The sequence below is a fragment of the Actinacidiphila bryophytorum genome (assembly GCF_016916835.1).
In the GTDB taxonomy this organism is placed as follows: Bacteria; Actinomycetota; Actinomycetes; order Streptomycetales; family Streptomycetaceae; genus Actinacidiphila; species Actinacidiphila bryophytorum.
Map to the genome: position 1 here is coordinate 19093 of NZ_JAFFIX010000038.1, position 26553 is coordinate 45645.

Sequence of the window (26553 nt, forward strand, 5' to 3'; positions counted from 1 at the left end):
CCGCTCACTTCAGGGCGTACGCCCGCAGCACCGTCTGGCTGACGGTGTTGCCCGCGTCGTCCTTCGCCGTCGCGCGCAGCGACGCATACCCCGCCGAGCGGGGCGCCGTGACCGCCGCGGTCCAGGTCGCGCCGTGCCGGGCCAGGTGCAGCGCACTCCAGGTGGCGCCGTCGTCGTAGGACACCTGGAGGGTGGCTCCGTCGATCGTGCCGGCGCCGGTGACGCCGGGCAGGTGGGAGGCGGTCAGCGACAGGGCGCAACGGCGCTCGGCGCGGCCCGACAGGTCGGTGGGGACGCCGTAGTCCAGCTGGATCAGCGGCAGGTCCACGTAGCCGCTGCCGGAGGTGAAGCCCCATTCGGTGCGGGTGCGGGGCGAACTGGGCAGGACGCCGTCCTGGCTGGTCTCGGCGACCAGCCGGTAGGGCAGCGGATCACTGCTGGGGGCTTCGGCGCCGAGCTGCTGGTAGAGCGTGGAACCGAGGTCGGTGTCGCCCTGGTAGAGGGTGACGGTCTCGTGCAGGGTGTCCTCCTCACCCCACAGGTTGACGTCGAAGCCGTCGTGTCCCTGGCCGGAGTCGCCCCAGCCGGGGACGTTCAGGACGAAGTAGTCGCCCTGCCGGTTGGGCATCGACTGGCTGTCGTTGAGCCGCGGGTGGTAGACCGGCAGGAACCAGTCGCCGGCGGTGGCCGAGCCCCTGGCCGGGTGGGTGATCAGCGAGCGCTCCTCCACCACGGGGTTCGAGGACTCCTCGTACCAGCCGAACTTCGTCCCGCCGGGGGTGACCCAGTCGGTGCGGGTGGTGCCCAGCGTCTGGACGGTCTGGTAGCCGACGCCGAAGCGGTCGAAGTCCTGCATGTCGTACCGCCCGTTGTCCCCCGCCTCTGCGGCCTTGCCCGCGAAGCGGGAGTCGATCCTGGCCAGGTCGCGCGCCGTGGGCGCGTAGGTCAGGTCGGCGGCGGGCACGGCGCCGTCGTGCCGTTCGACCAGGTCGTAGACGAAGGGCGAGGCCGGTGTCGAGGTCACGTCCAGGGTCAGGCCGGGGCGTGCGGCGGCGGCGATCAGCGCGGCGCCCTGCGCCGACTGCAGCGAGGCCACCTCGATGGGCGAGGACGACTCGTAGTCGGCCGAGCCGTACCAGGCCGACAGCCGGCCGGGCGTGTCGCCCGCGACGAGCAGAAGCCTGGCCCCGGCGGCGACGGCGGCCGCAGCCTGCGCGGTGTCGGTCGCCGCCTGCGTGACGGGGTCGGCCTGCCGGTCGTAGCGGACCACGACGGCCTTGCCCCTGGCGTCCAGCCCCCGGTAGTCGGCCGCGGTGCCCGCGCCGGCGTACACGACGGGGAGCTTGCTGCGCCCGGCCGGCAGCATGGTGGAGCCGGCCTGCACCAGCAGGCCCGACACCTGGGGTGCCTTGCCGTGCGACGCCTTGGCGGTGGCGGTCAGCAGCGGGGCCGTCTTGCGCCAGCGGGTGTCGAAGGCGAAGCTGCCGCCGGTCACCTCGGCCGTGGACTGCGCCCACACACTGGTGTAGGCGACGGGCAGCAGGAAGTTCTCGTTGAAGGCGGCATCGCCCGCGACCCGGTTCCACTCCACCCGGGTCAGCTGGTCCTCGCTGCGCTGCGGGGTGAGCGCCGCGACGCGGTGCGCCTTGCGGGCGTCGAGGGCCACCGTGCGGTCGCCGTCCAGCTGCAGCTGGGGCACCGACAGCACGCCGAGCCCGAGGTCGTCGGGGCCTGCCGCGCCGGGCAGGTCGGCGTACATCAGCACCGAGTACTCGCCCTTGGGCAGCCGCATCGTCAGCCGGCCGCTGTCGGGGATCTCCACCTGGTAGGGCGCCTCGTCGCCGGTGCGGTAGACCACCGCGAGGCCGGGGACGGCCGCGCCGGTGCGGTCGGCGGTGGTGATGGTCAGGTTGTAGCGCTCCTCCTCGCGGTCCAGGCCGATCAGGGTGTGCGCGACGAGTGTGCCGTCGGCCGCGGTCGCCGTCAGCTGCCCGTCGCTCACGCCGTAGGGCGCCTTGTCCGGGTCGGCGGTCACGGTGACCTGTGCGGTGCCGCCCGCGGGCACGGTGACCTGCGGTGCGGACAGGGTGAAGGCGGCGGACGCGTCGGCCCCGGCGGCGTCGGTGGCCGCGGCCGCCAGGTCCAAGGTGGCGTCCTTCGCACCGTCGTTGGTGTAGGTGACGGTCCTGGTCGCGGGTGCGTCGGCGGTGTGCGGCCACGGGTAGAAGCCGGCCCACGCGGTCGCCGAGGCGTGCACCGTGCCCAGCACCGCGGCCTGCACGTCGAGCCGGCCGCTGCCGCCCTGCGTGACGGGAATGCCGGGGGTTGCGTGCGCGGTGCTGACCAGGGCGTCCTTGATCTGCTGCCCGGTCCACCCCGGGTGCGCCTGTGCCACCAGGGCGGCGGCGCCGGCGACATGCGGGGTCGCCATCGACGTACCGCTCATCGTGATGTACGGGCCCTCGCCCTCGGCGGAGTCCTTCGAGCGGGCGGCCAGGATGTCCACGCCGGGCGCGGTGATCTCGGGCTTGAGCCCGCCGTCGCCCGAACGCGGCCCCCAGCTGGAGAAGTACGCGAGCTGGTCGGCGGAGTCGACGGCGCCGACGGTCAGGGCGGAGGTGGCCGCGCCGGGTGAACCGATGCCGCCCGGCCCGGTGTTGCCGGCGGCGATGACGAACAGGGCGCCGGTGGAGGCGCTGAGGTCGTCGACGGCCTGGCTCATCGGGTCGGTGCCGTCGCTGACCTCGGTGGAGCCCAGGCTCATGCTGACGACCCTGGCGTGCTGGGTCTGGGCCGCCCACTGCATGCCGGCGATGATCCACGACTCGTCGCCGAAGCCGTCGTCGCCCAGCACCTTGCCGACCAGCAGCCGCGAACCGGGCGCGACGCCCTTCTCCTTGCCGTCCGAGGCGGCGCCGGTGCCGGCGATGGTGGAGGCGGTGTGGGTGCCGTGCCCGAGGCGGTCGGTGGTGTCCTCGCCGGGCACGAAGCTCTGCGAGGAGGCGATCTGCCCTGCCAGGTCCGGGTGTTGCGCGTCGATGCCGCTGTCGAGGATCGCGACGTCCACGCCCTTGCCGTCGGTGCCCGACTGCCACACCGCGGGGGCGCCGATCTGGGCGGTGCTGTCGGCGAGGGTCGCCTTGACCTTGCCGTCGAGCCAGATGTGGCTGATGCCCGCGCCGAAGACGGCGCTGCCGGCCGCGGTACGCGGCTGCGCCTTGCTCCCGGGCACGCCCTGCTGCCCGGCCGCCGCGGCCTTGGCGCGCGTCAGCGCGGCCGGCGGGGTGACCTGCTGCCAGAACCCTGCCGCCCCCGCACGCTGCTCGGTGACCGCCTTGCCGTGCACGGCGGGCAGGTCGAGCCGGGGGGACAGGCCGCGCGGGACGGCGGGTGCGCTGCGGGCGCCGGTGTCGGCGTACTGCACGATCAGCGGCAGCGCTGCGCTGTGCGCGTCGTCGTAGCCGTCGGCGATCAGCGCGGTGACGTCGAAGAGCCGCTGGTCCAGGACGCCTGCGGCCACGTAGGGCAGCGCCTCTGACGGGTAGACGTACAGGTCCTTGCCGACGGTCCTGGTCTGCACCCCGCCGGTGAGGTTCGCGGGGCGTTCGACGGTGGCCGCGGCCCGCCCGTCGGCGAGCGCGGTGACGGTGACCCGGTCGCCGGTCACCAGCGTGACCGTCCCGGCGACGGCGCCCGCCGGCGCTCCTTGCGTCCTCGGGGCGGGGGTGGCCGGGGTGCCGGCCGGCGGTGTCGTGGCCTGCGCGATCGACGGGGTCGCCGCTATCGCCGCAAGGACGGTGCCCATGGCGGTCAGCAGCCGCCGGCGCCGGGTCGGAGATCTCACGTGATGCCCTCCATACGGTGCGTGGAACGCGGAACGCAGCACATTCTTCGGGCACGAGCATGCCAACTGAACGCTTCCGGCTGACGGTTCACCGCCATGACGGAAGCCTGCCGGGGCCGGGCGGCAGGCGGTCGGGGGCGGCAGGGTCTCGATCCCGCTGCGCCGGGAGGCGGAGGCGGATTACCGTCGGGGCATGAGCGCGCGGGGGGACATGCCGATCCACTTGAGGGTGTTCCTGTCCTCGCCCGGTGACGTTGCCGGGGAGCGGGCGGTCGTCCGGTCGGTGGTCGAGCAGGTGCAGTACGACCCGTTCGTGCGCGGGCGGGTGACCTTCGAGGTGGTGGCGTGGGACCAGCCGGGCGGCGGGGCGCCGATGATGGCCACCGAGACGCCGCAGGCGTCGGTCAACCGGGGGCTGCCGCGGCCGTCGGAGTGCGACATCGTGGTGGTGGTGCTGTGGTCGCGGATGGGGACCCCGCTGCCCTTCCCCGAGTACACCAGGCCGGACGGCGGACCCTACCGGTCGGGGACGGAGTGGGAGTACGAGGACGCCGTGCGCGGCGCCCGGGCCGGCGGCCGGCCGAAGGTGCTGGTCTACCGCCGCACCTCCAAGGTGCTGCTCGACTCCGACGCCGGTGACGTGGACCAACTGCTGGCCCAGAAGCGGCTGGTGGACGACTTCTTCGCGCGGATGCGCGACAAGCGGACCGGTGCGGCCCTGGGCGGCCACAAGAAGTACGCCTCGCCCGAGGGACTGCGGGTCGAGTTCGAGCACGACCTCAAGTCGCTCGTGCACGACCTCGTCACCGCGGCGCCGCCCGCCACCGCCCTGCTGCCGCGCGCGGACATGGCCCCGGCCTGGGAGGGCTCGCCCTTCCCCGGGCTACGCGCCTTCACGCCGGTGGACGCGCCGATCTTCTTCGGCCGGGGCAGGGAGACCGACGAACTCGTCGCGCGGGTGGCCGCCAGCGGCTTTGTCGCGGTGGTCGGCGCGAGCGGGTCTGGGAAGTCCTCGCTGGTCGGTGCCGGGCTGATCGCCCGGCTGCGGGAGAGCGGATCGGGGTGGGCGCTGCCGGCGTACGACGGGGACGGCAGGCGCTGGTCGGGCCTGCGGTTCACCCCCGGCGAGGTCGGCGACGACCCCTTCCTCGCCGTCGCGGCCCGCCTCGCGCCGCTGACGGGAGCCAACGCGGCGGCGGTGGCACAGCGCCTTGCCGCCGAGCCCGGCGCGGTCGTGGAGTACCTGCCGGCCGGCACCTCGCTGATGTTCGTGGACCAGTTCGAGGAGCTGTTCACCACGGTCGAACCCGCGAGGGTGCGGCTGTGGGTGCAGCTGGTCGAGGCGGCGGCGCTGTCCGGCCGCTGCCATGTCGTGGTCACCTTGCGGGCGGACTTCTACCACCGCTGCCTCGAAGTGCCGCAGCTGGCCAGGCTGCTGGAGGCCGGCCAACTGCCGCTCGGCGCACCGACCGACACCCTGTACGACATGATCGCGCGGCCCGCCGAGCGGGCCGACCTGCGCTTCGAGGAGGGCCTGGCCGGCCGGATCGTCCGCGACACCGGCGCCGACCCGGACGCGCTGCCACTGCTGGCGTACACCCTCGACGAGCTCTACCGGGCCGGCGTCCACCGGGACGGGCGGCGCGACGGTCTGCTGGACCTGACGGCGTACGAGCGGCTGGGCGGTGTGCAGGGCGCGATCGGCACCCGCGCCGAGAACGTCTTCACCGGCCTGCTGGACGACCGGGCACGCGCGGCCTTCTCCCGGGTCTTCCGCGAACTGGTCCGGGTCGACGAGAACGGCCGCTCCACCCGCAGGAGGCCCCGGCTCGCACAGATCACCGGCGGCCGGCCCGCGCGCCGGCTCATCGAGGTCTTCACCCAGGCCCGGCTGCTCGTGCAGAGCAAGGACGAGGCCGACCAGCCCGTCGTCTACGTCGCCCACGAGGCGCTTTTCGGCAGCTGGCGGCGGCTGGCCGACTGGGTCCAGGCGGTCAGGGACGACCTGCTGCTCGAACACAAGGTCACCGCCGCGGCGGCGGAGTGGGCCGAGCACGGCAGGGACGAGGCCTTCCGCTGGCCGCACGAGCGGCTGGAGCCGGTGTACGCGATGGTGCAGCGCCTCGGTGCGGAACTCGACGCCGCCACCGCGGCGTTCGTCGAGCCCGAGCACGAACGGCTCTTCCCCGTGCTGCGCGACGCGGCCGTCGAGGGATACCGGCGGCAGAACGCGATGGACCGGCTGGTCACCATCGGCCCGGCGACCGTGCCGGGCCTGCTGGAGATGGTGGAGGACCCCTCGCCCGTGGTGCGGGACGCCGCCGCCACCGTACTGGGCAGGCTCGGCGAACCGGCGGTCGACGGCCTCGTCGCGGTGCTGGGCCGGGGCGGTCCTGACGCCCGGCTCGCGGCGGTCGGCGCGCTGCGCCGGATCAACGTGCCCAGGGCCGTGCGGGAGTTGGCCCCGGCCCTGCGCGACGAGGACGCCAGGGTGCGGTCGGCGGCCGTCGGCGCGCTGGGCGCACTCGGCGGTGCGGACGCGCGGGACCTGCTCGGCTCCGCGGTGACCGACGAGGCGGCCGACGTCCGCTGGCTGGCGGCCGGCGCCCTCGGCGCCTTCGGACCGGACGCGGTGCCGCACCTGCTGGCGGCGAGCCGCACCGACAGCGAGGCCACGGAGTCGGCCAGGCGCGCCCTGCTGGCCATCGGCGAGCGCGCCGTCGAGCCGCTGCTCGACGGCCTGACCGGCCCGGACACCGACAAGCGCGTCAACGCGGCCGCCGCACTCGCGGCACTCGGCACCACCGCCGTACCCCGGCTGGTCCCACTGCTCGCCGACGACGACGCCGATGTGCGCTGGCGCGTGTGCGACATCCTCGCCGCGATCGGCGACGGCAGCGCTGCGGGGCCGCTGCTCGCCGCGCTGGAGGACACCGAGCCCGCGGTGCGCGCGGGAGCCGCGTACGCCCTCGCGAAGGTGGGCGCCGTGCCGGCCGTACCGGCGATGCTCGGCGCACTGGCCGACCCCGACCACGACGTGCGGTGGGCGGTCGCCGACGCGATCGCCGAACTCAGCGCCTCCTCGACGCAGCCGCTGCTCGACGCCCTTTCGGCGCGGGCACCGGGTACGCCGATGGTGTCCGCCGCGCTGGGCAGGTGCACCGACCCCGCGCTGGTGTCCTGGCTGCGCTCGGACCACGAGGCGGTGCGCGACCGCGTGCGGGACGTACTGGTCACCTGGGGCGAGCCCGCGGTGCCCGGGCTGCTGGAGCTGCTGCCCGACCCCGACCGGCCGGCGCGGGAGGCCGCCGCCCGCACGCTGGCGGGGATCGGCTCGGCGGCGGTGCCAGGCCTGATCGAACGGCTCGACAGCCCCGCCCCGCTCGCCCGCTCCGCGGCGGCCCGGACGCTGGGCTGGATCGGAGCCGAGGAGCGGCAGACCTCCTGGCCGCTCGGCGCACCCCACCCGCACCGGGCGCTGCCCGCACTCGAACGCCTGCTGGGCGACCCGGAACCGGCCTGCCGGGACGCCGCCGCCGACGCGCTGGCCCGCTTCGGCGAGCACGCGCTGCCCGTGGTGTGGCGGGCTCTGGCGGCTCCCGCGACGCCGACCCGCCAGGCGGCGGTACGGGCCGCCGTCCGGATCGGCGCCGCCGCGGCGCCCGGCCTGCTGAGCATCGCCGCCGACGCCGCAACTCCGGCGCAGGCCCCGGCCGTCGAGGCCCTGCGGGCGATCGCGACACCGGCGGCACTCTTCGGCCTCACCGAACTGGGCGTCACACCGGCCCGGACCTGACGGCTTCCCGGTCCGCGCAGCCGGCGTGCTCTGCCGCTAGGCCGTGTTTTGGAAGTAGCGCCGTCCGCCCACAGGGCGGGCCCCGCGGCGCCTGGTGCGTGCGATCGCAAGGCGGAGGGTCGTCCTCGTAGTGGGCCTATTCGGACGACTCCGACAACGCAGCGAGCGTGCGTGCCAGGCGTCGCGGGGCAGGCGGGACTTCCAAAACACGGCCTAGTCCAGCACCGCGCGGAAGGCCCGCTCGCCGATGCCGCGCATCAGCGGGTTGTCCGCCGAGTGCGTGAGGAACACCAGCGACAGGACAAGTGCCCACCCGCGGGCCCGCCCCCAGGTCGCGTCGTCGGCACTGGCGTACGCCCGCCGAAAGGCCGCACGCTGCCCGGTCGTGAACAGCATCCAGGCGACGGACAGATCCGCCGCGGGATCGCCGGACGTGATGTCACCGAAGTCGATCACGGCGCTGATCCGCCCCCGGTCGACGAGGATGTTGGCCGGGTGCAGGTCCCCGTGCAGCCACACCGGCGGCCCTTCCCAGGCCGGCGCAGCGGCAGCCGCCCGCCACACCCGCGCAGCGGTGGCGCGGTCGGCCGCATCGACCTGCGCCAGCCCGCTCAGGACGCCTTCGGTGCGTCCGGCCAGCGGGATCCCGCGGAATGCGTTGACGGGCGCCTGCGGGGGTGCCGGGACATGCAGCGCGTGCAGGAAACCGCCGAGCGCCGCCGCGGCCGACCAGTGGTCGTAGGGCTCCGCGCGCGCCGCGATCCGGCCCGGGAGGAAGGGCACGACGCTCCAGGACCACGGGTACTGTGCCGTCGGCCGCCCGATACGCACCGGCGCCGGCACAGGCAGCGGCAGGCGTCCCGCCAGCTCCGGCAGCCACCGCTGCTCGTGCGCGAGCAGTTCGGCGGCCACGGCACGCCGCGGCAACCGGACGAGGAGTTCCCCGCCGAGCCGGCACACAAGGTTGTCCCAGCCGTTGGCCAGCACCTCGATCGGCAGGTCCGCGAGGTCGGGGTGCTGCTCGCCGAGCAGATTCCGCACCAACTCCGCGGAGACCGGGAACTCCGCTGCCGGCATTCGCTGACCTGTCACGCCGAAACCCTACGGCCGCGCCGTGCAGGCGCGTCGCGCACACCTGCTCAGCTGTCGCAGAAGTAGGCCAGCCGGAAGTCGAGGGGGAGGTCGCGTTCCACGGTGACGTTGCAGTTGAAATACAGCAGACCTGCGTCGGTGTACTCCGGGTTGTCGTCGAAGGCCACCCAGAAGGCCTCCTCCGGCGTCTCTCCCCTGAGCGCGCCGGCCCGCCACAGCACGTACAGGAAGTTCCTGATGTGGTGGGCGATGCGTCGCGGCAGAGCCGGGTCGTCCTTGCGCTCGAAGATCGCCCACTGCGTCCCCACGCGGATGTTGCGCAGCACGAAGGTGACCAGGCGCCGCCGGTAGATGTACCGCCACGCCGGGTCGCTGCTCAGGGTGCGGCTCCCCCACAGCACGACCCCGCGGGCGGCCGACGGGATGATCGAGTTGATCCCGATCGGGTTCAGGATGTCCTGCTCTCCCGAGGTGAGCACCGTCTCGACGTCGACGGCGCCCAGAACGGTCTGGTTGGCCGGTGTGTGGTGGAAGCCGCGCATCAGGTCCACCTGGGCGTACACCCCCGCGATGTGCCCGCTGGGAGGCAGGTGGCGGAAGCGTCCCGTGCTGGGCTCGTAGACCCTGATCCACGGGTAGTACAGCACCGCGTAGGAGCTGTCGTAGCCGGTTTCGTCCGTCCGCCAGGTCCTTACCCCCTGCGCGTCGAGCCCGGGTGGGCAGTCCACGATCGCGATCCGGTCGCCGCGCATCTCGCAGTGCGCGATCAGCGCGAGCTGGATGTTCCTGGCCTGGTCCATGTCCAGCAGCCCCTGCTGGTAGGCGAGCATCACATCCGGTGCGCAGACGAGCGACACGTCGTCGAGCGTGTCGAGCCCCGCGATCCCGGTACGGCTCGCGTAGTCCCCGACGAAGGCCTCCACCACGCGCTCCGCATCGGACGGCACCCGCACCACGACGCAGGACTGCCCGCCGTTGGAGAAGAATCCGTACACGGACAGGGCCAGCGCCCCCTCGCCGAAGGAGTCGAAGGTCGCCCGGAACTGGGACCAGCTGTGGATCCAGGTCGGCGTGTCGAACGGTCCGGAAGGCGTGAAACCCACGAAGGCGGTATGCGTGTGCTCCGGCACCCACCGCGCCGCCGGCTGCCCGCCCGCGTCCTCGTCGAGCGAGGGCGCCCGCTGCCGCACCGCGGGCGCAGGCCCCGCCGTGGAGGCGTCCTCCTCCAGGTACACCCCGGGGCGCAGATAGGTGGGCACATGCTCTCCCGGAAGAAGTCGTCGGCCGGACGGCCCCACCCTGGTTTTCCCCGCGTGCCGCTGTCAACCGGGCCTGCGCCAGGCCCTGCTGGGCCGCGGCCGCGACCGGTGGGCAGGCGGCAGGTGACGCCGGGGGCGGCGGCGGGGGAGAATCCGCCGCATGCGCACGATCGACTACACCGCCCACCTGGAGCGGGAGGGCGGACTGCTCGCGGACGCCGCCGCGAAGGCGGGCGAGCAGTCCCCCGTCCCGACCTGCCCCGGCTGGACGACCGGCGAACTGGTCCGGCACACCGCTACCGTCCACCGCTGGGCCGCCCGCATCGTGGGTGAGCGGCTGCCCGGTCCCGTACCGGAGGATCCGGTGCCCGAGCGGCCGACCGGTCCGGCGCTGCTGCCCTGGTTCCTGGACGGGCACGGCGACCTCGTCCGTACGCTGCGGGCGGCCGGCCCCGACACGGACTGCTGGGCCTTCCTGCCCGCGGCGTCCCCGGTGGCGTTCTGGACGCGGCGCCAGGCGCACGAGACCGCGGTCCACCGGGTGGACGCCGAGTCGGCGCGGGGCGGCGACCTCTCCCCCATCGACCCGGACTTCGCGGCCGACGGCATCGACGAGCTGCTGACCGGCTTCCACGCCCGCTCCCGCAGCAGGGTGCGCGCCGAGCAGCCGCGCACCCTGCGCGTCCGGCCGAGCGACGCGGACGCCGCCTGGACGGTACGGATCTGCGCCGACGCGCCCCCGTCCACCGAGCGCTCCGCGGACGGCCCGGCCGACTGCGAACTGACCGGCCCGGCCCAGACCCTCTACCTCGTCCTGTGGAACCGCCTCCCCCTCGACGCGGCGACACTCACCGGCGACACCGCCCTCGCCACGCTGTGGCGGGAGACCTCGGCCGTCATCTGACGCCCGGACGCCATGCCCGAACGAGGGGATGACATGTCAGCGGTCAGCCGGAGCAGCCTGCGTATTGCCCGCGCCCACGAGGGCGCGGCCGGGCCGGTGCTCGTGGCCTGCGATCCACGGGGCGAGATCCTGCTGCTCTCGACCGGCGACGGCCCGCACGGCGTGTGCCGCTGGGACACCGACACCGGCGCGCTGCTGTGGCGTGCGCAGGGCGGCGGCACCGCACTGGCCGCGGTGCGACTGGCTGCGGGGCGGTGGGTGGCCGCGCTGTCGGCGCTCACCCGCGCCTTCATCGGCAAGCGGGCCGGCTCGACGACGTGCTCGACGTGCCCTTGCGGGAACGCAACACCCTGCTGCTCAAGGCCGGGTTCGCGCCCGAATACCCGGCATCCGAGCTGGACGCGCCGTCGCTCGCCGCCGTCCGCGGCGCGCTCGAGACCATCCTGCGGCAGCAGGAGCCCTTCCCGGCCCTGGTGATGGACCGGAGCTGGGACATCCTGCACACCAACGCCGCCGCTCGCGGCTTCTTCGCTCTCCTCCAGGACGGGCAGGCCAGGACGGTTCCCGGGCCGGCGAACGTCCTGCGCCGGATGTTCCACCCCGACGGCGTGCGCCGGCACGTCGCGAACTGGCCGGAGGTCGCCGAAGCGCTCGTCCGGCGCGTGCGCCGGGAGGCGGTCGGCGGCCTCACCGACGAGCGCGCCCACCGGATCCTCGACGAGGTGCTGGACTATCCCGGGGTCCCGGCCGCCTTGCGGTCGCTCGACGCTGCCAGGCCGACGCTGCCGATCGTGCCGATCCGGTACGTGCACGGTGACCGCCGGTTCGGCTTCTTCTCCACGGTGACGACGCTCGGGACACCGCAGGACGTCACGCTGCAGGAGCTGCGCATCGAGTGCTTCTTCCCGATGGACGACGAGACCCGGCAGCAGGCACGTTTGCTGCGCGCACGCCGATGAGCCGTCCGTGCCGGTCTGGAACCCGTGCGGGTCAGGCGGCGCTCAGGCGGGCGATCTGGTCGCCGGTCAGGGTGAGTTCGGCCGCTTTCGCTGAGTCCTCGATGCTCTGCGGGCGGCTGGCGCCGGGGATCGGGACGACGACCGGGGACAGCGCGAGCATCCAGGCCAGGCACACCTGGTGCGGGCTGACACCGTGCTCGGCTGCCACCTCGACGAAGGGCGCGAACCGCGAGCCGAGGTCCCCGGCCCTGGTGATGCCGCCGAAGGGGCTCCAGGGCAGGAACGCGATGCCGAGTTCGTCGCACAGCGCGAGCTCGGGGTCGCTGCTGCGGAAGGCGGGCGAGAACTGGTTCTGCACCGACACCAGCCGGCCGCCGAGGATCTCGCCGGCCTGGCGGATCTGGGCGGGGTCGGCGTTGGAGATGCCCGCCATGCGGATCTTGCCCTCGTCGAGGAGTTCCGCCAGGGCGCCGACCGACTCGGCAAAGGGGACCCGCGGGTCGGGACGGTGGAACTGGTAGAGCCCGATGGCCTCCACCCCCAGCCGCTTCAGCGACGCCTCGCACGCCTGCTTGACGTACTCGGGCCGGCCGTCCTGGGTCCAGCTCCCGTCGCCGGGTCGCAGATGCCCGCCCTTGGTGGCGACCAGCACGTCGCCGCCGGCCGGGTGGGAGGCGAGGGCCTTGGCGATCAGGGTCTCGTTGTGGCCCACCTCGTCGGCGTGCAGGTGGTACGCGTCGGCGGTGTCGATGAACGTGACACCCGCGTCGAGAGCTGCGTGGATGGTGGCGACGGAGCGCGCTTCGTCGGGTCGGCCCTCGATCGACATGGGCATACCGCCCAGGCCGATGGCACTGACGTGGGCGGTTCCGATACGGCGGGTCTGCATGGGGTTCACGGCTCTTCTCGTCTCCTGTGCTGCTGTCCGGCAGCCCGGTGCACTGCCGGCTGCCGTGGACCAGCATCCCGCCGGGCTCCGCGAGCCGTCCAACAGAAGAAACCGAACGGATTCAGAAGCTGCACCGCATAGTCGCCCCCCGGTGGTCGGCGTGCAGGCGGGCGAGGCCGCACCTAGCATGAGCGGGAGGGCGTGAACGGACCAGCCGGGTGCTCAAGGACGGCACGAGGCAGGCGACCGCCCAGGGGGCCGATGGGTTCGCCGGCCCGGACCCCGCCCGTGAGGAAGGTGGCGTGGTGGCCACACTGACAGCGGTGAACGTCGGGATGCCCAAGGACGTCCCCTGGCACGGCAGGACCGTGCACACCGGGGTGTACAAGCAGACCGTGACCGGGCCGCGGATGGTGCGGAGGCTGAACATCGACGGCGACGGCCAGGGCGACCTGGGCGGGCACGGCGGTGAGCAGCGGGCGGTGCTGGTCTACCAGCTCGGCTCCTACCGCCACTGGGCGCAGGAACTGGGCCGCGACGATCTCGCACCGGGCCACTTCGGGGAGAACTTCACCGTCGACGGCCTGCCCGACGACGAGGTCTGCATCGGTGACCGCTACCGCATCGGCGGCGCGCTCTTCGAGGTCACGCAGCCGCGGGTGACCTGCTACCGGGTGGGCCTGCGGATGGGCGAGCCGCAGATGGCGGCGCTGCTGGTCGCGCACCACCGCCCAGGCTTCTACCTGCGGGTGATCGAGGAAGGGGAGGTCGAGGCGGGCCAGGAGATCGTCAAGACGGCCGGCGGGCCCGAGGCGATGACGGTCGAGGAGATCGACCGGGTGCTCTACCTGCCCGGGCACACCCGCGAGCAGGTCGAGCGCGCCCTGCGGATCCCCGCGCTCAGCCCCGGCTGGCAGGTCTCCATGCGCACCCTGCTGGACCAGGGCGACGGCGAGGCCGCCGGGGCCTCGGGCAGCGCCGGGCTCAACACGGCGGCCACCGCCCCGCCGCCCGGCTGGCGGGGCTTCCGCCCGCTGACCGTCACCGGTATCCAGGCCGAGAGCCGCAGCGTTTTCTCGCTGCACCTGGCGGCCGATGACGGCGCCGACCTGCCGCCCGCGCTGCCGGGCCAGTTCCTCACCGTGAAGGTCCAGCCGGCGGGGGACGCTCCCCCGCTGATCCGCAGCTACTCGCTGTCCGGCGAGCCGGGCGCCGGCACGTACCGCATCAGCGTGAAGGTCGAACCCCACGGCGCCGCCAGCAACGAACTGCACGCGCACATCCGTGTCGGCGACCGTCTGGAGGCCGCCGCGCCGCGCGGCACCTTCTGCCTGGCCGACGGCGACAACCCGGTGGTCCTGCTGTCGGCCGGCATCGGGGTCACCCCTGTCCTGGCCATGCTGCACGCCCTCACCCGCGACCGCTCCACCCGTCAGGTGTGGTGGCTGCACGGCGCCCGCAACAGCACCGAGCACCCCTTCGCGCGGGAAAGCCGCGATCTGGTCGCGGCACTCCCCCACGGGCGCTCGACCGTCTTCTACAGCAGCCCGGCGCCCACCGACCGTCTCGGCGTCGACTACGAGCAGGCAAGCCGCCTGTCGGCCGACCGTATCGCCGCCCTCGGGCTGCCGACCGACGCCGACGCCTACCTGTGCGGACCCACGGGATTCATGGACAGCGTCACCGCCGCGCTCGTCGACTCGGGCCTGGACGCGGCACGCGTCCACACCGAGATGTTCGGCGCGGGAGCCTCCCTCACCCCCGGGATCAAGGGCGACAAGGCCGCGCCCGCGCCCCACCAGCCCGCGGGCCCGGCCGGCACCGGCCCGATGGTGTCCTTCGCCCGCAGCGGCCTCGACGTCCCCTGGAACGACGCCCAGGACTCCCTGCTCGAACTCGCCGAGGCCTGCGACGTCCCCGTCCAGTGGTCCTGCCGCACCGGTGTCTGCCACACCTGCGAACTCGCCCTCATGTCCGGTTCGGTGGACTACTCGCCCGACCCGGTCGAGCCCCCCGCCGACGGCAACATCCTCATCTGCTGCTCGAAACCCGCCGACGGGATCGTCCTGGACCTGTAGCAGGCCCAGGACGAGGCGACCGGCGGCACCTGCCTCGGGCGCACCGGCGCCGCCGCTACTACTGCGCCGGGGTCACCGACAGCGATGTCAGGGAGGCCTGTCCGCGGTCCCAGCCCGAGACGGCCAGCGCGACGTATCGCGCGGTGGCGGTGGTGTCGAGGCTGCCGCTGAGGCCGCGCGCCCGCAGGGACCCGGCCGGTGTGTAGGTCAGGCCGTCGGTGCTGAACTCGACCGTCGCCGCGGGGACCCGGCCGCCGGTCCACTCGGCGCGGACCTCCCGCAAGGCGGTGGCGGCACCGAGGTCCACCACCATGCGGGCGTGGTCCGCACCCGGCCGCCACGCGGTCGACGGATCGCCGTCGACGGCCGCCGCCGGATCGGACATCCCGTCGGGCAGGGGGCCGGTGGGGAAGGTCGCACAGCCCAGTGCCGCGTCCGCCAGCGGATACGGCGTCGCACCGCGCACCGTCACCTCGGTGGTCCGGCCGGGGCGGACGGGGACGACCGCGCGCCCGCCGTCCGGCGCGGTCACGAGCAGCTGCGAGCGCGGGCCGCGCACCCTCAGCGTCGCCGCGTCGACCACTTCGGCGGTGGTGCCCACCGGCACCCCGCCGGAGCCTTTCGCCCGCAGGGTGAAGCGGGCGGGTGCGACCCGCGCGGTGGCAGCCGGCAACTGGGCCGCGTAGTCGGTGCCGGCCGCGGTGACCGTCTGCTTCCCGGCGTAGAGCGTCACGGCCGCGCGGTCCTGCGGCACCGACACGGTGGCGGAGACGGCGGCGCCCGAGAGGTTGAACAGGCTCAGGTGGCCGCCCGCCGTGCTGGCGCGGACCACCGCGGACCCGGTCGTCGGGGCGGGCAGCGCCGCCGCGGCCCTGACCGCGGCGGGTGCGCCCGTGGGCAGCCCCTCCACCAGGAGCGGTGCGGCCGGGCCGTCGGAGAGGATCACCAGGTCGCCGTAGACGGACAGGGGGTGGGCGCCGCCGCGCACCACAAGACCGGCGCGGCCGTCGACCGACAGCCACCCTCCGCTGCTGGTCAGGTCCGCCTCGGGGAAGCGCGCCAGGTCGGTCCAGGCCAGGCCGTCGGCTGATCCTTGCACCCGGTAGGCCTGACCGGCCGCGACCTCCCAGCTCAGGACGACCCGGTCGAAGGACACGGCTTGGCCGAGGTCGACCGCTATCCAGCTGTCCTTGCGGCCGCGGTCGCCCTTCGCGACCGCCCAGCGGGTCGTGGCGTCGCCGTCCACGGCCAGCGCGGCGCCCTTGCCGGTGTCGGCGGACGAGGCGGTGGCGGTCGCGCCCAGGGCCAGGTCGGGGCCGTCGGCGCCGTCGTGGACCTCGAAGGCGTAGAGCGAGTAGCCGTAGGTCGGATGACCGCTGATCCCGAGCATCCGGACGTACCGGTAGGAGGCGCCGGGAACGTCGACCCGGTCGACGCGCGGGCCTGGCCCCGCGGTGGTCCCGGCCTTCCCGCTGTCCTGCGAGGCGACCGTGGCCGTCGCGTCGGCGGCGGTGTACGTACGGCTGCCGTCGAGCCCGCTCAGCCCGGGCATCGTCAGGTTCTGCACCTGCAGCTGTCCTTCGCCGTCGGCGGTGCCGCTGGTCGCGTAGACCACGGCGCCGGACGGCAGGGTGGTGAAGCCGGCGAAGCCGGAGCCGAGCGTCAGCAGCGTCGCGCTCGCGTCGATCCCGTCCCGCACCTGGTGGTAGGTGGTGACCGCCCGGCCCGTCACCTTGGCCGCGGTGGACGGCAGGAACATCGCCGTGCCGCCGCTGAGCGCGAACAGCCAGTCGTCGTGGGCCGGTTGCCAGGCGAACTTCACGAAGCCGGGCTTGCTGACCGCCGCAGCCCACGCGGCCGGTGTCTGGTGGGCGACCAGTCCGGGTCCGGTGCCGAAGTCCTTGACGCCGCTGGCCCGGTCGAACAGTTCCGTGGCGGACAGGGGCGTGACCACGCCGCCGTGGGCGGCACGCCACTCGTGCAGCAGGTAGCTGATCGCCACTTCCGCACGGGCCTCGGGTTCGTACTTGGGCTCGCCGGAGAACTTCGCCAGCCGGTAGAGGGGCGGGTAGGCCTGGTACGGCGCGAGCCGGGCGGCCATCGCGGCCTCCGCCCACGCGGCGGCGCGGTCACCGGTGACCTGGGCGAGGAAGGCCAGCGGGATGACGTCGCGGCCGTAGAGGTGCTCGCGGTCGTTGACCATCGGCATGAGCGGCTCGCCCGCGTCGCTCATCACCATCAGCAGGGTGCGCCACAGCGGTCCGGCGTTGGGCTGCGCGGTGAGCACCTGCGGCAGCGGGCGGCCCGCGGTGATGAAGTGGATGGCGTTGCGGCCGGAGGTACGCCACAACTCCTCCTGGTAGTGCGGCCCGAAGGAGAGGTGGTTCTCCACGATGAAGGTGTCGTACAGGTTCTGGGCGGTGTTGGCGCTGACCGGTACCCCGTCGACGAGCGTCGGGTTGGCAAGGTCGGCGGCGGGCAGCCCGGTCTCGTTGCGGCTCCACATCCCGAAGTCGGCGTTCCAGTCGGCGTGGCGCGGATCGTCGGCGGCCCAGGCCAGCGCGGGGGCCAGCGACTGCGCGTAGACGCCCATCTCCTCCAGCTTGGTGTCGCCGACGAAGCCGCCCTTGAGCCCGTTGGTGGTCCAGCTGCCGGAGGCGGGGTCGGCCGCGGTGCCCAAGGCGTGCGTGTAGGCGGCCTGTTCGCGCACGAGCGTGTCGACGTTCTGCCGGGTGGCAGCGTCCAGGTGGTCCCACAGCAGCCGTGCGGCGAGCACGAAGTACAGCTGGAAGGTGGTGTCGAAGAACAGGGTCCTCCCCCACTCCGTCCCGCCGGTGAGGCGGTTGGAGGCGGCGAAGTGCGTGATGCTGTCGAGGGTGTGGGACAGCAGCGTGTCCCGGTCCACCCCGGCCAGGTCCGCGTCGTAGGTGCCGCGGGTCAGCAGCACGGCGTTGCCGAGGACCACCGCGAAGCCGAAGTCCGAGGCGGTGTAGTGCCCCTTCGCGCTGTCCCACTGGGTCTCCGCCCAGCGGGTGTGCGTCAGCAGGGCCTGGTAGTAGGCGTCGGCCACCGGGTCCGGGGCTGCCGCACCGCCGCCTGCCGGGTGGTGCGCCGGGTCGGCGTGGGCCTTCGCGGCGCCGAGCGCGATGGGTGCGCCCGCCAGCAGGACCGTCACACCGGCGAGTTGGGTGAAACGGCGCCTGCTGAGATCGGCGGAGTCGTACGACACGGGTGTTCCTCCAGGACTCTGCATCCGACAACGTTGTCAAACCGCGGAGCCGATTCTTCGCCCTGCATCCGCCCACGTCAATGGCCGGACCGCATCCGGCGCGACGGGGAGCCGCCGCGGGCCGCGGGCGGCACTGGGTCCTGGGGCGGACCGGCAGGCTCTCCGTGCTCGCCCATGGAGGGTGGCCGCTCAGTCCGCTCCCGGGAGCGTCCGGGGCAGGCCGAAGCGCGGCAGCACACTCGCGCCGAAACCGGTGACCGAGGCGATGCGGTCGTCCGCGACGGTGACGACGAGCAGTCCGTAGGCGCGGAAGGCACCTGTATGGGGATCGGCCACGTAGGTGGCGAGGGCCGGGTGGCCGTTGGCGCGGGTCGGGACCACCCGGTAGGACCGACCGGGGCGGAGGGTGACGGCTGCGAAGAACTGCTGGGCCGCGTCGATGCCCCGGTACTCCAGCATCGCGGGCGGCATGGAGAGCCGTACGTCCTCGGAGAGCAGCCCCACCAGGGCCGGGAGGTCGGCGCGTTCGAGGGCGTCGGTCAGCTGGGACACCAGGTGGCGTTCGGCCGTGGTGTCCGGCCGGCGCACGGGCCTTTCGCTGCCGGAGTCCGCCAGGTGGCTGTCGATCGTGGCCCGTGCCCGCTTGAGGGCGCTGTGAACCGACTCCCGGGTGGCGTCCAGCATCGCGGCCACCTCGCCCGCGCGGTAGCCGAGCACGTCGCGCAGTACGAGGACGGCGCGCTGCCGCGGCGGCAGCAGCTGCAGGGCGGTGACGAACGCGAGCGAGATCGCCTCGGTCGTCTCGTAGCGGGTCTCAGGACCGGGCGCCTGGTCGACGAGGTGGTCCAGCAGCACGTCGGGATAGGGGTCGAGCCACGGCGGTGCGTCGCTGACGCCGGTCGGCTCGGGCAGGGTCAGGTCGGGGAGCGGGGTCGCGCTGCGCGGCCGCCGGCGGTCCGCGCGGAGCATGCTCAGGCAGCGGTTGGTCGCGATCTGGTACAACCAGGTGCGCAACGAGGAGCGTTGGCCGAACGTGCCCAGGTTGCGCCAGGCGGACACCAGGGCCTCCTGGAGCGCGTCCTCGGCGTCCTGCAGCGATCCGAGGATGCGGTAGCAGTGCACCTGCAGTTCGTGGGAGTGCACTTCGACCAGTTCACGGAACGCGTGGTGGTCGCCGGCACTGGCTCTGGCGATCAGGTCCGATGTCTCCATGCATCCTCGCTCTGCTGGTCTCCGCCGGGAGCTGTCAGCTCGCCGCCTGCCCGGACGTCTCGTCCCGAAAGCCCTGTCCGCACGTACTGACGCCGCCGCACCGGCGAATTGGGCGGTTCCCGCACGCCCAATGCGCCGGTCCCCCGCCGTCTACCCGAACGGAGGCGGTCCCGGCCCGGGGCGCGCCCCGGACACGGAACAGGACCACAGATCATGGCCAACTACGTCTTCTCCTTCCGCGTGCCCTCCGACTACCGGCCCGACGCCGGGACGCCGGCCCAGTGGCGGGCATGGTTCGGCGAGCTGGGCTCGGCCCTGGTGGACGTCGGCAACGCGGTGACCGGCTACGCCTCGCTCGGCGAGGTCGGCGGCAGCGGCTCGCGAATGGTCGGCTACTCCGTGGTGTCGGCGGACGACATGGACTCCGCACTGGCGCTGGCCAAGGACTGCCCGGCGCTGCGGGTCGGCGGCGGGGTCGAGGTCGGTCCCGCCATGGAAGTCGCCGGATCGTGAACGGCGCCATGACCGTTTTGAGCGGCGGCGAGGCGCTTCCCGGCACCGATACTGCGCCACCCGGTGCGGACGGCCATCTCCGAGAACGATAACGTCCGGCTCTTGGCCGGGGCCGGGTCCAGGTGCTCGCGCCACCACTCCCGGCCCCCGGTCGCCGGAGCCCCGTACGCGAAGCCCACGGCCTTCAGCCCACCTGAACGGGTGTCTCTGAACTCCCAACCCGGCACGGCCGCGTAGTTCACGCATGCGGACGGGGCCACGCGACCGGCCACCCCGAGGACATCGACTGCGACCGACGGCACATGCACAGCAACCCAGATGTCCGACTTCGGCGGTCGGCCGACGGGGCACCGCACCCGTAGCCGGTCCGCGCCGCCGAACGGCCGGGGTACGACATGGGATCTCCACCGGGGCGAAACGACTACGCGACAGCCTCGACTGATTCCACGCCATATGAGAACTAGCCCTTGATGTGCCGCACACCACTGTGGCACCTTCACCCTCGCGGGAAGGATGGTGCGCTATACATCCCATCACTTGACCACACGACAGCCGCGCAATCCTTCCTGTTAGCGCTCACACAGATTGTCCTCGCCATCTTCTTCGGGAGGTTCAGCATGCGGATGTCAAGGTCGGCGCGCAGAGAGACCGACGCCGGCAGCGGGGCTGCGGGGCCGCGGTCCTGGAGGCTTCGGGCGGCCGTGGCCGCGGTGACGGCGGTCGCGGCGGCGGTCGCAGCGTTGTCCGTAGGGTCGCCTGCCTCAGCCAGGCCGGCGCCGGAAGCAGCCGCGCCGCAGGCCGCACAGGGCAACCCCTACCAGCGGGGCCCTGATCCCACCGTGGCCGCCATCGAGGCGTCACGCGGCCCGTTCGCCACTGCGCAGATGAGCGTGGCGCCGGGCAACGGGTTCAACGGTGGGGTCGTCTACTACCCGACGGACACCAGCCTGGGTACGTGGGGGGCGTTGGCGATCGTGCCGGGCTACACGGCACTGTGCGCCGACGAGGAGGCCTGGATGGGCCCGTGGCTCTCCTCCTTCGGCTTCGCGGTGATCTGCGTCGAGACCAACACCCGCACCGACGACGCCGGCACCCGGGCGTCCGAACTGCTGGCGGGGCTGGACTGGTTGACCACGCAGAGCCCGGTCAGGGCGGAGATCGACCCGAACCGACTGTCCGTGCTGGGGCACTCCGCGGGCGGGGCCGGCGCGATCATCGCGGCGGAACGCCGGCCGGCGCTGAAGGCGATGATCGGCCTCGCCCCGGGTTTTCCCGGCAACGGACTGAGCATGGCCACCGACACGGTGCCGACCCTGGTCGTCGGCGGCCAGAACGACACGGTCGTCACCCCGTCGTATCTCAGCGGCCTGTACGCCACGCTGCCGGCCGGCACGCAGAGCGGTTTCGCGCAGATCGCCGGAGCCGACCACGTGTACTACACCCGTCCCAACAACGTGGAGATGAAGCTGCTCATCCCGTGGCTGAAGGTGTTCGTGGACAGCGACACCCGCTACACACAGTTCCTCTGCCCGGCTCTGCCGGATCCCTCCGGCATCTCTGCCTACCAGCCGAAGTGCCCCTACGTGCCCACCGGCGGGACGACACCGCCACCCGGAGGCCAGTCGGTCCACGCCGTGGGCGCGGGCAAGTGCCTGACCGTGCCGGGCGCCGACCCGGCAGCAGGCACGCAGACGGACATCTCCACCTGCGACGGCGGCACGGGCCAGGTGTGGACGCGTACCTCCTCCGGCCAGCTGACGGTGTCCACCGGTGGTACGACCATGTGCCTGGACGCCGCCGGAGCGGGCGTCAGCCCGGGTACGCGGGTGCAGGTCTGGCCGTGCAACGGCGGGTCGAACCAGCAGTGGAGGGTGAACGCGAACGGCACGATCACCGGGGCGCAGTCCGGGCTGTGCCTGGACGTGACCGGCGCGTCCACCGCGAACGGAGCCCTGGTCGAACTGTGGACCTGCAACGGCGGGTCCAACCAGCAATGGGCTCTGCAGTAGCGACGACATAAGCGCCGCCGAACGCGTCGGAGGACCCCGGCCCCGGACCGGCCGGGGCTCCTCCCGCCGTTGGCGCGGTGGCGTCCGCGCTCCGTGAACGACCTGCCCAACGAACACTCAGCTCCCCGCACCCTGCGCCGCCGCACTCCCGGGCCGGGACGCAAAGGCTCCGAACCCGCACCGCAGTGACCCTCACACCCGGAAATGCCGAGTGGACGGCGCCGCCCGGCGCGATCGCCACCGCGCACTTTCGCACATACGTTCCGCTCAAGGAACTGGGCAGGTTCCGCGCCGCCGAGACGATGCTGCTGTACTGCCAGGAGGTGTACGAGGCCGCGGAGAACACCGCCGGCCAGGCTCGGACGGCGTGCGCGGCACCGGCCCCGCAGCAGGCTTGGGCCTTACCGCCCGGCTCGCCCGCGAAACGGTGGTCGAACGTGCGGTCAACCGGCAGGTGCCCCACGTATACGGATCGGGGACCGGCACCGTCGAGGCCGCCTGGGCACTGCGCGCCACGGAGCAGCACGAACTGGCCGGCGACGTCCTCGGCCTGGAGGCGATCGTGCAGCACCCGGCCGGCACCCGGCTGACCGGCCGCTTCACGATCGCCACCGAGATAGCCGTCCGCACCGGCCCGGACCGCTGGCTCACCCGCTTCTTACGTGCCCGGCGCCTGGACGGGTCCCTGAACCAGGATTGCCCCTTGTTCGTCTAGACCGTGTTTTGGAAGTAGCGCCGTCCGCCCACAGGGCGGGCCCGCAACGCAGCGAGCGTGCGTGCCAGGCGTCGCGGGGCAGGCGGGACTTCCAAAACACGGCCTAGCCGCGCCGGCTCGGATCACGTCCCGAACCCGGGTCACTGATGATGCGCCGGCCGAGGTCCAGAACCTCGTCGTCCGCGTGCGTGCCGAACTCGGCGACGCGCACCTCGGCTGTCTGCTCATACCGGCTGATCCGGTCGGTCCACTCCGCGTCGACGCCGAACGCCACCCGTGCGAAGCCCACCCGGCTGATGGCCTCGGCCAAGCCCGGATCGCCGGGGGCCAGCAGCCGCACCGGCGCGTCGAGCGCCACGGTGTGCGGCGGCACGAAGTACTCGTCCGGCAGGACGGTGCTCGCGTGGACGAGCGCGCCGACGGCGACAACCGAGCCGGCCCCCAGCCGTGCGCGCTGCAGAACCGTCGCCGCGGTCGCCACATAGACGCACCTGCCGACCTCGCAGCCCAGCAGCGTGGCGTGCGGCCCCACGAAGACGTGGTCGCCGACGAGCACCGGCTGGTCGCCGGCGACCGCGGACCCGCGCAGCACCGCGTTCTCGCAGATCACCGCCTTCTCCCCCACCTCGATCCGCGACCCCTCGGCGTCGAGCACCGCACCGTACATCACCCGCGCCCCCGGCCCCACGCGGACATCACTGACCAGCGTGGCAGTCGGGGCGACATAGGCGGTGGGGTGGACCTGCGGTTCATGCCCGCGATGCCGGATGCGGATTCCCTGTGTCTCAGCGGTCATGAGCGCATCCTCGCCCGACCGGCCACGAAGGTGCTGGCGGTTTTCCGACGTCGCGTCCGCCGGGACCTGTGCCGGACCGCGCCCTCACACATCCAGCACCTCCGCCAGGCGCGTGATCTCCGCTTCGCTCGCCCCCAGCGGCGGGGACACCCGGAGCACGGGGGTGGACATGTCGTCGGGCGCGCGACGTGTGGGAATGGCGCCGAGCGTAAGGCCCCACGACTTCGCGGTGCGCACCGCCTGTTCGACGGCGTCGGCAGGGTCCTGGCCGGGCGGGGGGCGGAGGGTGACGATCGCGGTGGGCTCGTCCGCGGGCTCCACGCATGTCCATCCGCCGAGGCCGTGCAGGGTGTGCCGGATCCTCCGGCCCATCGCGGCCAGGCGCCGGCTCGCCAGGGCCGGTTGCGCGCCGAGGTGTTCCAGGACCGCGCAGGCCAGGCCGACCCGGGAGGCGACGGACGCCTCGGAGGTCTCGAAGCGGGCGGCCCCCGCCACTGGGGAGCCCGCCGGGCGACCCCAGGTGTGCGACTGGATCGAAGGTGCCGCCACGTCCGTTCCCTCGCCGGCGGCCAGGCCCGGCGAGATGACGAACCCCACGCCTCTCGGACCGGCCAGCCATTTGCGTGATGTCCCCACGTACACGGACGCGCCCACGCCTGTGACGTCCACGTGCCCCAGCGACTGGCACACGTCGAGCACGAGGGGAACTCCGGCGTCGCGGCACAGCAGGCCCGCGCCCATGCCGGAGAGCCGTGCTGCGTCCATGGCTACGCCTGCCTGAAGCTGGACGTCCAGCTCGCCGTCGTGGAAGCCCACCGGGGTGCTACGCGCCGGGTCTGTCATCGTTTTTCCTTCCACGGGCGGTCGGGGGTGTCGCCGACCGGCGGGCGAGGGGGCCGCCAGCCTGGCCCCGGTCGGGGGGTGGGGCCAGGCCGGCGGGGCGGGTGCGGGTCAGACCGCGGAGCGCGGCGTGACCACGGGCCAGTCGTTGTCGACCTTGGCGAGGATGTAGAAGTGGTTCGTCAGTTTCAGGGCCAGGCGACGGCCTCGCCGATCTCGGCGTCCGAGGCGCCCGCGTCGCGCGCGGCCTTCAGGGCGCGGTCGTCGACACGGACGCGTCCGCACGCGCTCAGCCCGCCCGTTCGGCGCGGAAGAGGGGGACGGCGAGGCCGGCGGCGAGCAATGCGGTGGCGCCGAAGGCAGTGAGCGCGACGGTGAACCCGGCCGTGAGCAGGGACTGGAAGGCGAGGCTTCCCAGGCCAAAGCCGGTGAAGAGGGCGAAGACGTTCAGGCCCATGGCCTGGCCGCGGGGGCCGGGCAGGTCGGTGACAATGCCGCCCAGGGGCGGCTGGGTCATGTCGTAGCCGAGCGACAGCGCGGTGATGATCACCACGACGGCGGGGAGGGGCGAGTCGGTGGCCAGCAGCAGCGCGCATGCGGCGGCCAGGGCCACGCCGGCGGGGATGATGCGGGCGCGGCCGTAGCGGTCGGCCAGGTGGCCGATGACTGGGCCGAGCAGAAGGCCGGGGATGCCGTAACCGAGCAGCGCGAGCCCGACGCCGACCGGGCCGAGCGCGAACCGCTGGATCAGATACAGCCCGAGCCAGGTGTAGATGCCGGAGTGCAGCATCGCGTTGAGAAGCACGTAGGGGTAGGTGCGCCGGCCGCGAGCGGTGTGCAGCAGGCGCCGGTAGCCGACGGCGACCGCGGCCAGCGGCGGGAACGTGGCGGGTCGAGGCGTGCTGGGCAGGACGCGGGCGGCCAAGGCCACGGCCAGCAGGAGGGCGCCGCCGGCGGCGGCCAGGAACAGGCCGGGCCAGCCGATGGCGGGCTCGGCCAGGGCGCCGGCGCTGGAGCCGACCGCGGTGCCGCCGGCCATGCCGCCGAACAGCCAGCCCAGCGCCTTCCCGCGCCGGGCGTAGGGAAAGACGTCCCCGATCAGGGCCAGGGAGATGGGCACCACGCCGCTGGCGCCGAGCGCGGTGGCCAGCCGCAGGCCGAGGAACGCTGCGGTGCTGTCGGCGAGGGCGGTGGCTGCGGTCAGGACGGTGAAGGCGGCCAATGAGGTGAGGATGATCGCGCGGCGGCCGATGCGGTCGGACAGCGGCCCCCATACCAGGGTCATCGCCCCGTAGGGCACCAGGTACGCGGGGACGGCCAGGCCGACGGTCTCGGGTGTGGTGTGGAAGGCCCGGGCGAGCTGCGGCAGGATCGGCGCGATCATGAACGCCTGCGCGAAAATCAGAAACGCGGCGGCGGTCAGAAGGGCCAGCAGGCCGCGGTGCTGACTCGAACCGACGGACGCTTCGGGCTCGGACGCGTGGGCGGGAGTCATGCAGGACACGCGGGTTCCTTCGTATCGATCGGCCCAGCCCGGCCGGGGCGGACGGACGCGCCCGGACCTGGTGGCGCTGGAGATTTCAGTGGCAGGCGAGACCCGGCGCGCTGGCCGGCTCACTGTTCAGTGGCTCGCCGGCCAACGCTGCTGATGGCGGCGAACAGCAGGGTGTGGGCCGGGCGCCGATGGAGTTGGCGAAGACGGTGGTGACCGACAGGCCACGGCGGTCATTGCCCAGGCCGGGTGGAACCGGCCGGCGGCGGCCGGGACGACCAGGCCGTTGAAGGTGAGGCCTGCGGCGGGTGCGGGCGGGCCGAACACGATGCCGCCACCGCTGCGGTGTCTCCGGGCCTGCCGGGGTGCCGCTCATCAGGCCGGGACATCGGTCTGCGTGCAAGCGGCCCGCAGCAGCATGCGCGGCAAAAAAGGGAGGCGGAAGTCGATGGCGCTCACCGCGCCGTCGCCGTTCGAGCCCCACGGCGAGTACTGAGCCCGCGCCGGCCCCCGAAGCGCCCCGCGGGGCAGGCTAGTCGCAGCTGCGCGGCAGATGCTCCCGGCGCTGCACGCAGACAGCAGCTCGCGCTGTTTGAGGGCCGGCTTCTGGGGCCCCGAAGCTTGATCGTGAGTTCGGTTCCCGTGGCCTGCTCGTGCAGCCCTGCAACAACGCGCTCAGTGGCCGCGCGGTTCAGGCGCTTCGACCGACCGGCACGCTCGGGCTGTCGTGCCTCGACGGCCCGCTGTTGGCCGAGGCCACAGGCTCCGCCGCGAGAGCCAGGGCTGGCATGAAGGGACGGGGACGGTCTCGCCCCACTCCCTCAGGCCTGTCCTCTGTCGGGCGCACGCACCACGTCGCGTCCGCCCCTCCGATCGACGGCCACCCGGCTGGCTCTCAACCGGGTGGCTGGCCTAGGACCTGTATG

16 protein-coding genes are annotated in these 26553 nt (G+C 73.5%); 7 read left to right on the top strand and 9 right to left on the bottom strand.

Features of this window, described 5'->3' with window-relative positions; genetic code table 11:
- Window positions 1–4: 4 nt before the first annotated feature.
- Complete coding sequence (locus tag JT723_RS32795; RefSeq protein WP_251513115.1) at window positions 5–3844, bottom strand: S8 family serine peptidase; 3840 nt, start codon at window positions 3842–3844, stop codon at window positions 5–7.
- Between the two features lie 193 nt (window positions 3845–4037).
- On the opposite strand from JT723_RS32795, the gene JT723_RS32800 reads away from it, so the two are divergent.
- Window positions 4038–7640, top strand: a complete 3603-nt coding sequence (locus JT723_RS32800) for a HEAT repeat domain-containing protein (RefSeq protein ID WP_205048522.1) — start codon at window positions 4038–4040, stop codon at window positions 7638–7640.
- A 213-nt stretch (window positions 7641–7853) separates the two neighbouring features.
- Here JT723_RS32800 and JT723_RS32805 read toward each other — a convergent pair whose 3' ends face one another.
- Complete coding sequence (locus JT723_RS32805) at window positions 7854–8732, bottom strand: aminoglycoside phosphotransferase family protein (protein WP_251513117.1); 879 nt, start codon at window positions 8730–8732, stop codon at window positions 7854–7856.
- A 47-nt stretch (window positions 8733–8779) separates the two neighbouring features.
- The gene (locus tag JT723_RS35625) at window positions 8780–9991 is read right to left on the bottom strand and encodes a phage tail sheath family protein (protein ID WP_205048523.1); all 1212 of its coding nucleotides are present in this window, start codon (window positions 9989–9991) and stop codon (window positions 8780–8782) included.
- Window positions 9992–10151: 160 nt separating this feature from the next.
- On the opposite strand from JT723_RS35625, the gene JT723_RS32815 reads away from it, so the two are divergent.
- Both JT723_RS32815 and JT723_RS32820 read left to right on the top strand, forming a co-directional pair.
- Window positions 10152–10895, top strand: coding sequence for a maleylpyruvate isomerase family mycothiol-dependent enzyme (locus tag JT723_RS32815; protein WP_205048524.1), 744 nt, complete (start codon window positions 10152–10154; stop codon window positions 10893–10895).
- 317 nt (window positions 10896–11212) lie between these two features.
- Window positions 11213–11854, top strand: a complete 642-nt coding sequence (locus JT723_RS32820) for an MmyB family transcriptional regulator (RefSeq protein WP_205048525.1) — start codon at window positions 11213–11215, stop codon at window positions 11852–11854.
- 31 nt (window positions 11855–11885) lie between these two features.
- On the opposite strand, the gene JT723_RS32825 is transcribed toward JT723_RS32820, so the two are convergent.
- The gene (locus tag JT723_RS32825) at window positions 11886–12743 is read right to left on the bottom strand and encodes an aldo/keto reductase (protein ID WP_205048538.1); all 858 of its coding nucleotides are present in this window, start codon (window positions 12741–12743) and stop codon (window positions 11886–11888) included.
- A gap of 305 nt (window positions 12744–13048) precedes the next feature.
- On the opposite strand from JT723_RS32825, the gene JT723_RS32830 reads away from it, so the two are divergent.
- Window positions 13049–14821 carry an MOSC and FAD-binding oxidoreductase domain-containing protein gene (locus tag JT723_RS32830; RefSeq protein WP_205048526.1) on the top strand — a complete coding sequence of 591 codons (1773 nt, stop codon included), beginning with the start codon at window positions 13049–13051 and terminating at the stop codon, window positions 14819–14821.
- Window positions 14822–14879: 58 nt separating this feature from the next.
- On the opposite strand, the gene JT723_RS32835 is transcribed toward JT723_RS32830, so the two are convergent.
- Both JT723_RS32835 and JT723_RS32840 read right to left on the bottom strand, forming a co-directional pair.
- On the bottom strand, window positions 14880–18074 hold the full coding sequence (locus tag JT723_RS32835; protein ID WP_205048527.1) for a discoidin domain-containing protein: 3195 nt from the start codon (window positions 18072–18074) through the stop codon (window positions 14880–14882).
- A 165-nt stretch (window positions 18075–18239) separates the two neighbouring features.
- Window positions 18240–19262 (bottom strand): RNA polymerase subunit sigma-70, encoded by a 1023-nt coding sequence (locus JT723_RS32840; protein ID WP_205048528.1) that lies wholly within the window; start codon window positions 19260–19262, stop codon window positions 18240–18242.
- A 213-nt stretch (window positions 19263–19475) separates the two neighbouring features.
- On the opposite strand from JT723_RS32840, the gene JT723_RS32845 reads away from it, so the two are divergent.
- The 3 genes from JT723_RS32845 (at window position 19476) to JT723_RS32855 (ending at window position 22499) form a co-directional block, all read left to right on the top strand.
- Window positions 19476–19775 (top strand): YciI family protein, encoded by a 300-nt coding sequence (locus tag JT723_RS32845; RefSeq protein WP_205048529.1) that lies wholly within the window; start codon window positions 19476–19478, stop codon window positions 19773–19775.
- A gap of 623 nt (window positions 19776–20398) precedes the next feature.
- Window positions 20399–21784, top strand: a complete 1386-nt coding sequence (locus tag JT723_RS32850) for a poly(ethylene terephthalate) hydrolase family protein (RefSeq protein ID WP_443608278.1) — start codon at window positions 20399–20401, stop codon at window positions 21782–21784.
- Window positions 21785–22238: 454 nt separating this feature from the next.
- A complete protein-coding gene (locus JT723_RS32855; protein ID WP_205048531.1) occupies window positions 22239–22499 on the top strand; it encodes a hypothetical protein in 261 nt (86 codons plus the stop codon).
- Window positions 22500–22602: 103 nt separating this feature from the next.
- Here the strand turns inward: JT723_RS32855 and JT723_RS32860 are convergent, their stop codons facing one another.
- From JT723_RS32860 to JT723_RS32870, 3 genes are all read right to left on the bottom strand, one after another.
- Complete coding sequence (locus JT723_RS32860; RefSeq protein ID WP_205048532.1) at window positions 22603–23295, bottom strand: gamma carbonic anhydrase family protein; 693 nt, start codon at window positions 23293–23295, stop codon at window positions 22603–22605.
- A gap of 84 nt (window positions 23296–23379) precedes the next feature.
- Window positions 23380–24138: a PLP-dependent aminotransferase family protein gene (locus tag JT723_RS32865; protein ID WP_205048533.1), complete on the bottom strand. Its 759-nt coding sequence runs from the start codon at window positions 24136–24138 to the stop codon at window positions 23380–23382.
- 286 nt (window positions 24139–24424) lie between these two features.
- Window positions 24425–25630, bottom strand: a complete 1206-nt coding sequence (locus JT723_RS32870) for an MFS transporter (RefSeq protein ID WP_240166568.1) — start codon at window positions 25628–25630, stop codon at window positions 24425–24427.
- Window positions 25631–26553: the final 923 nt, after the last annotated feature.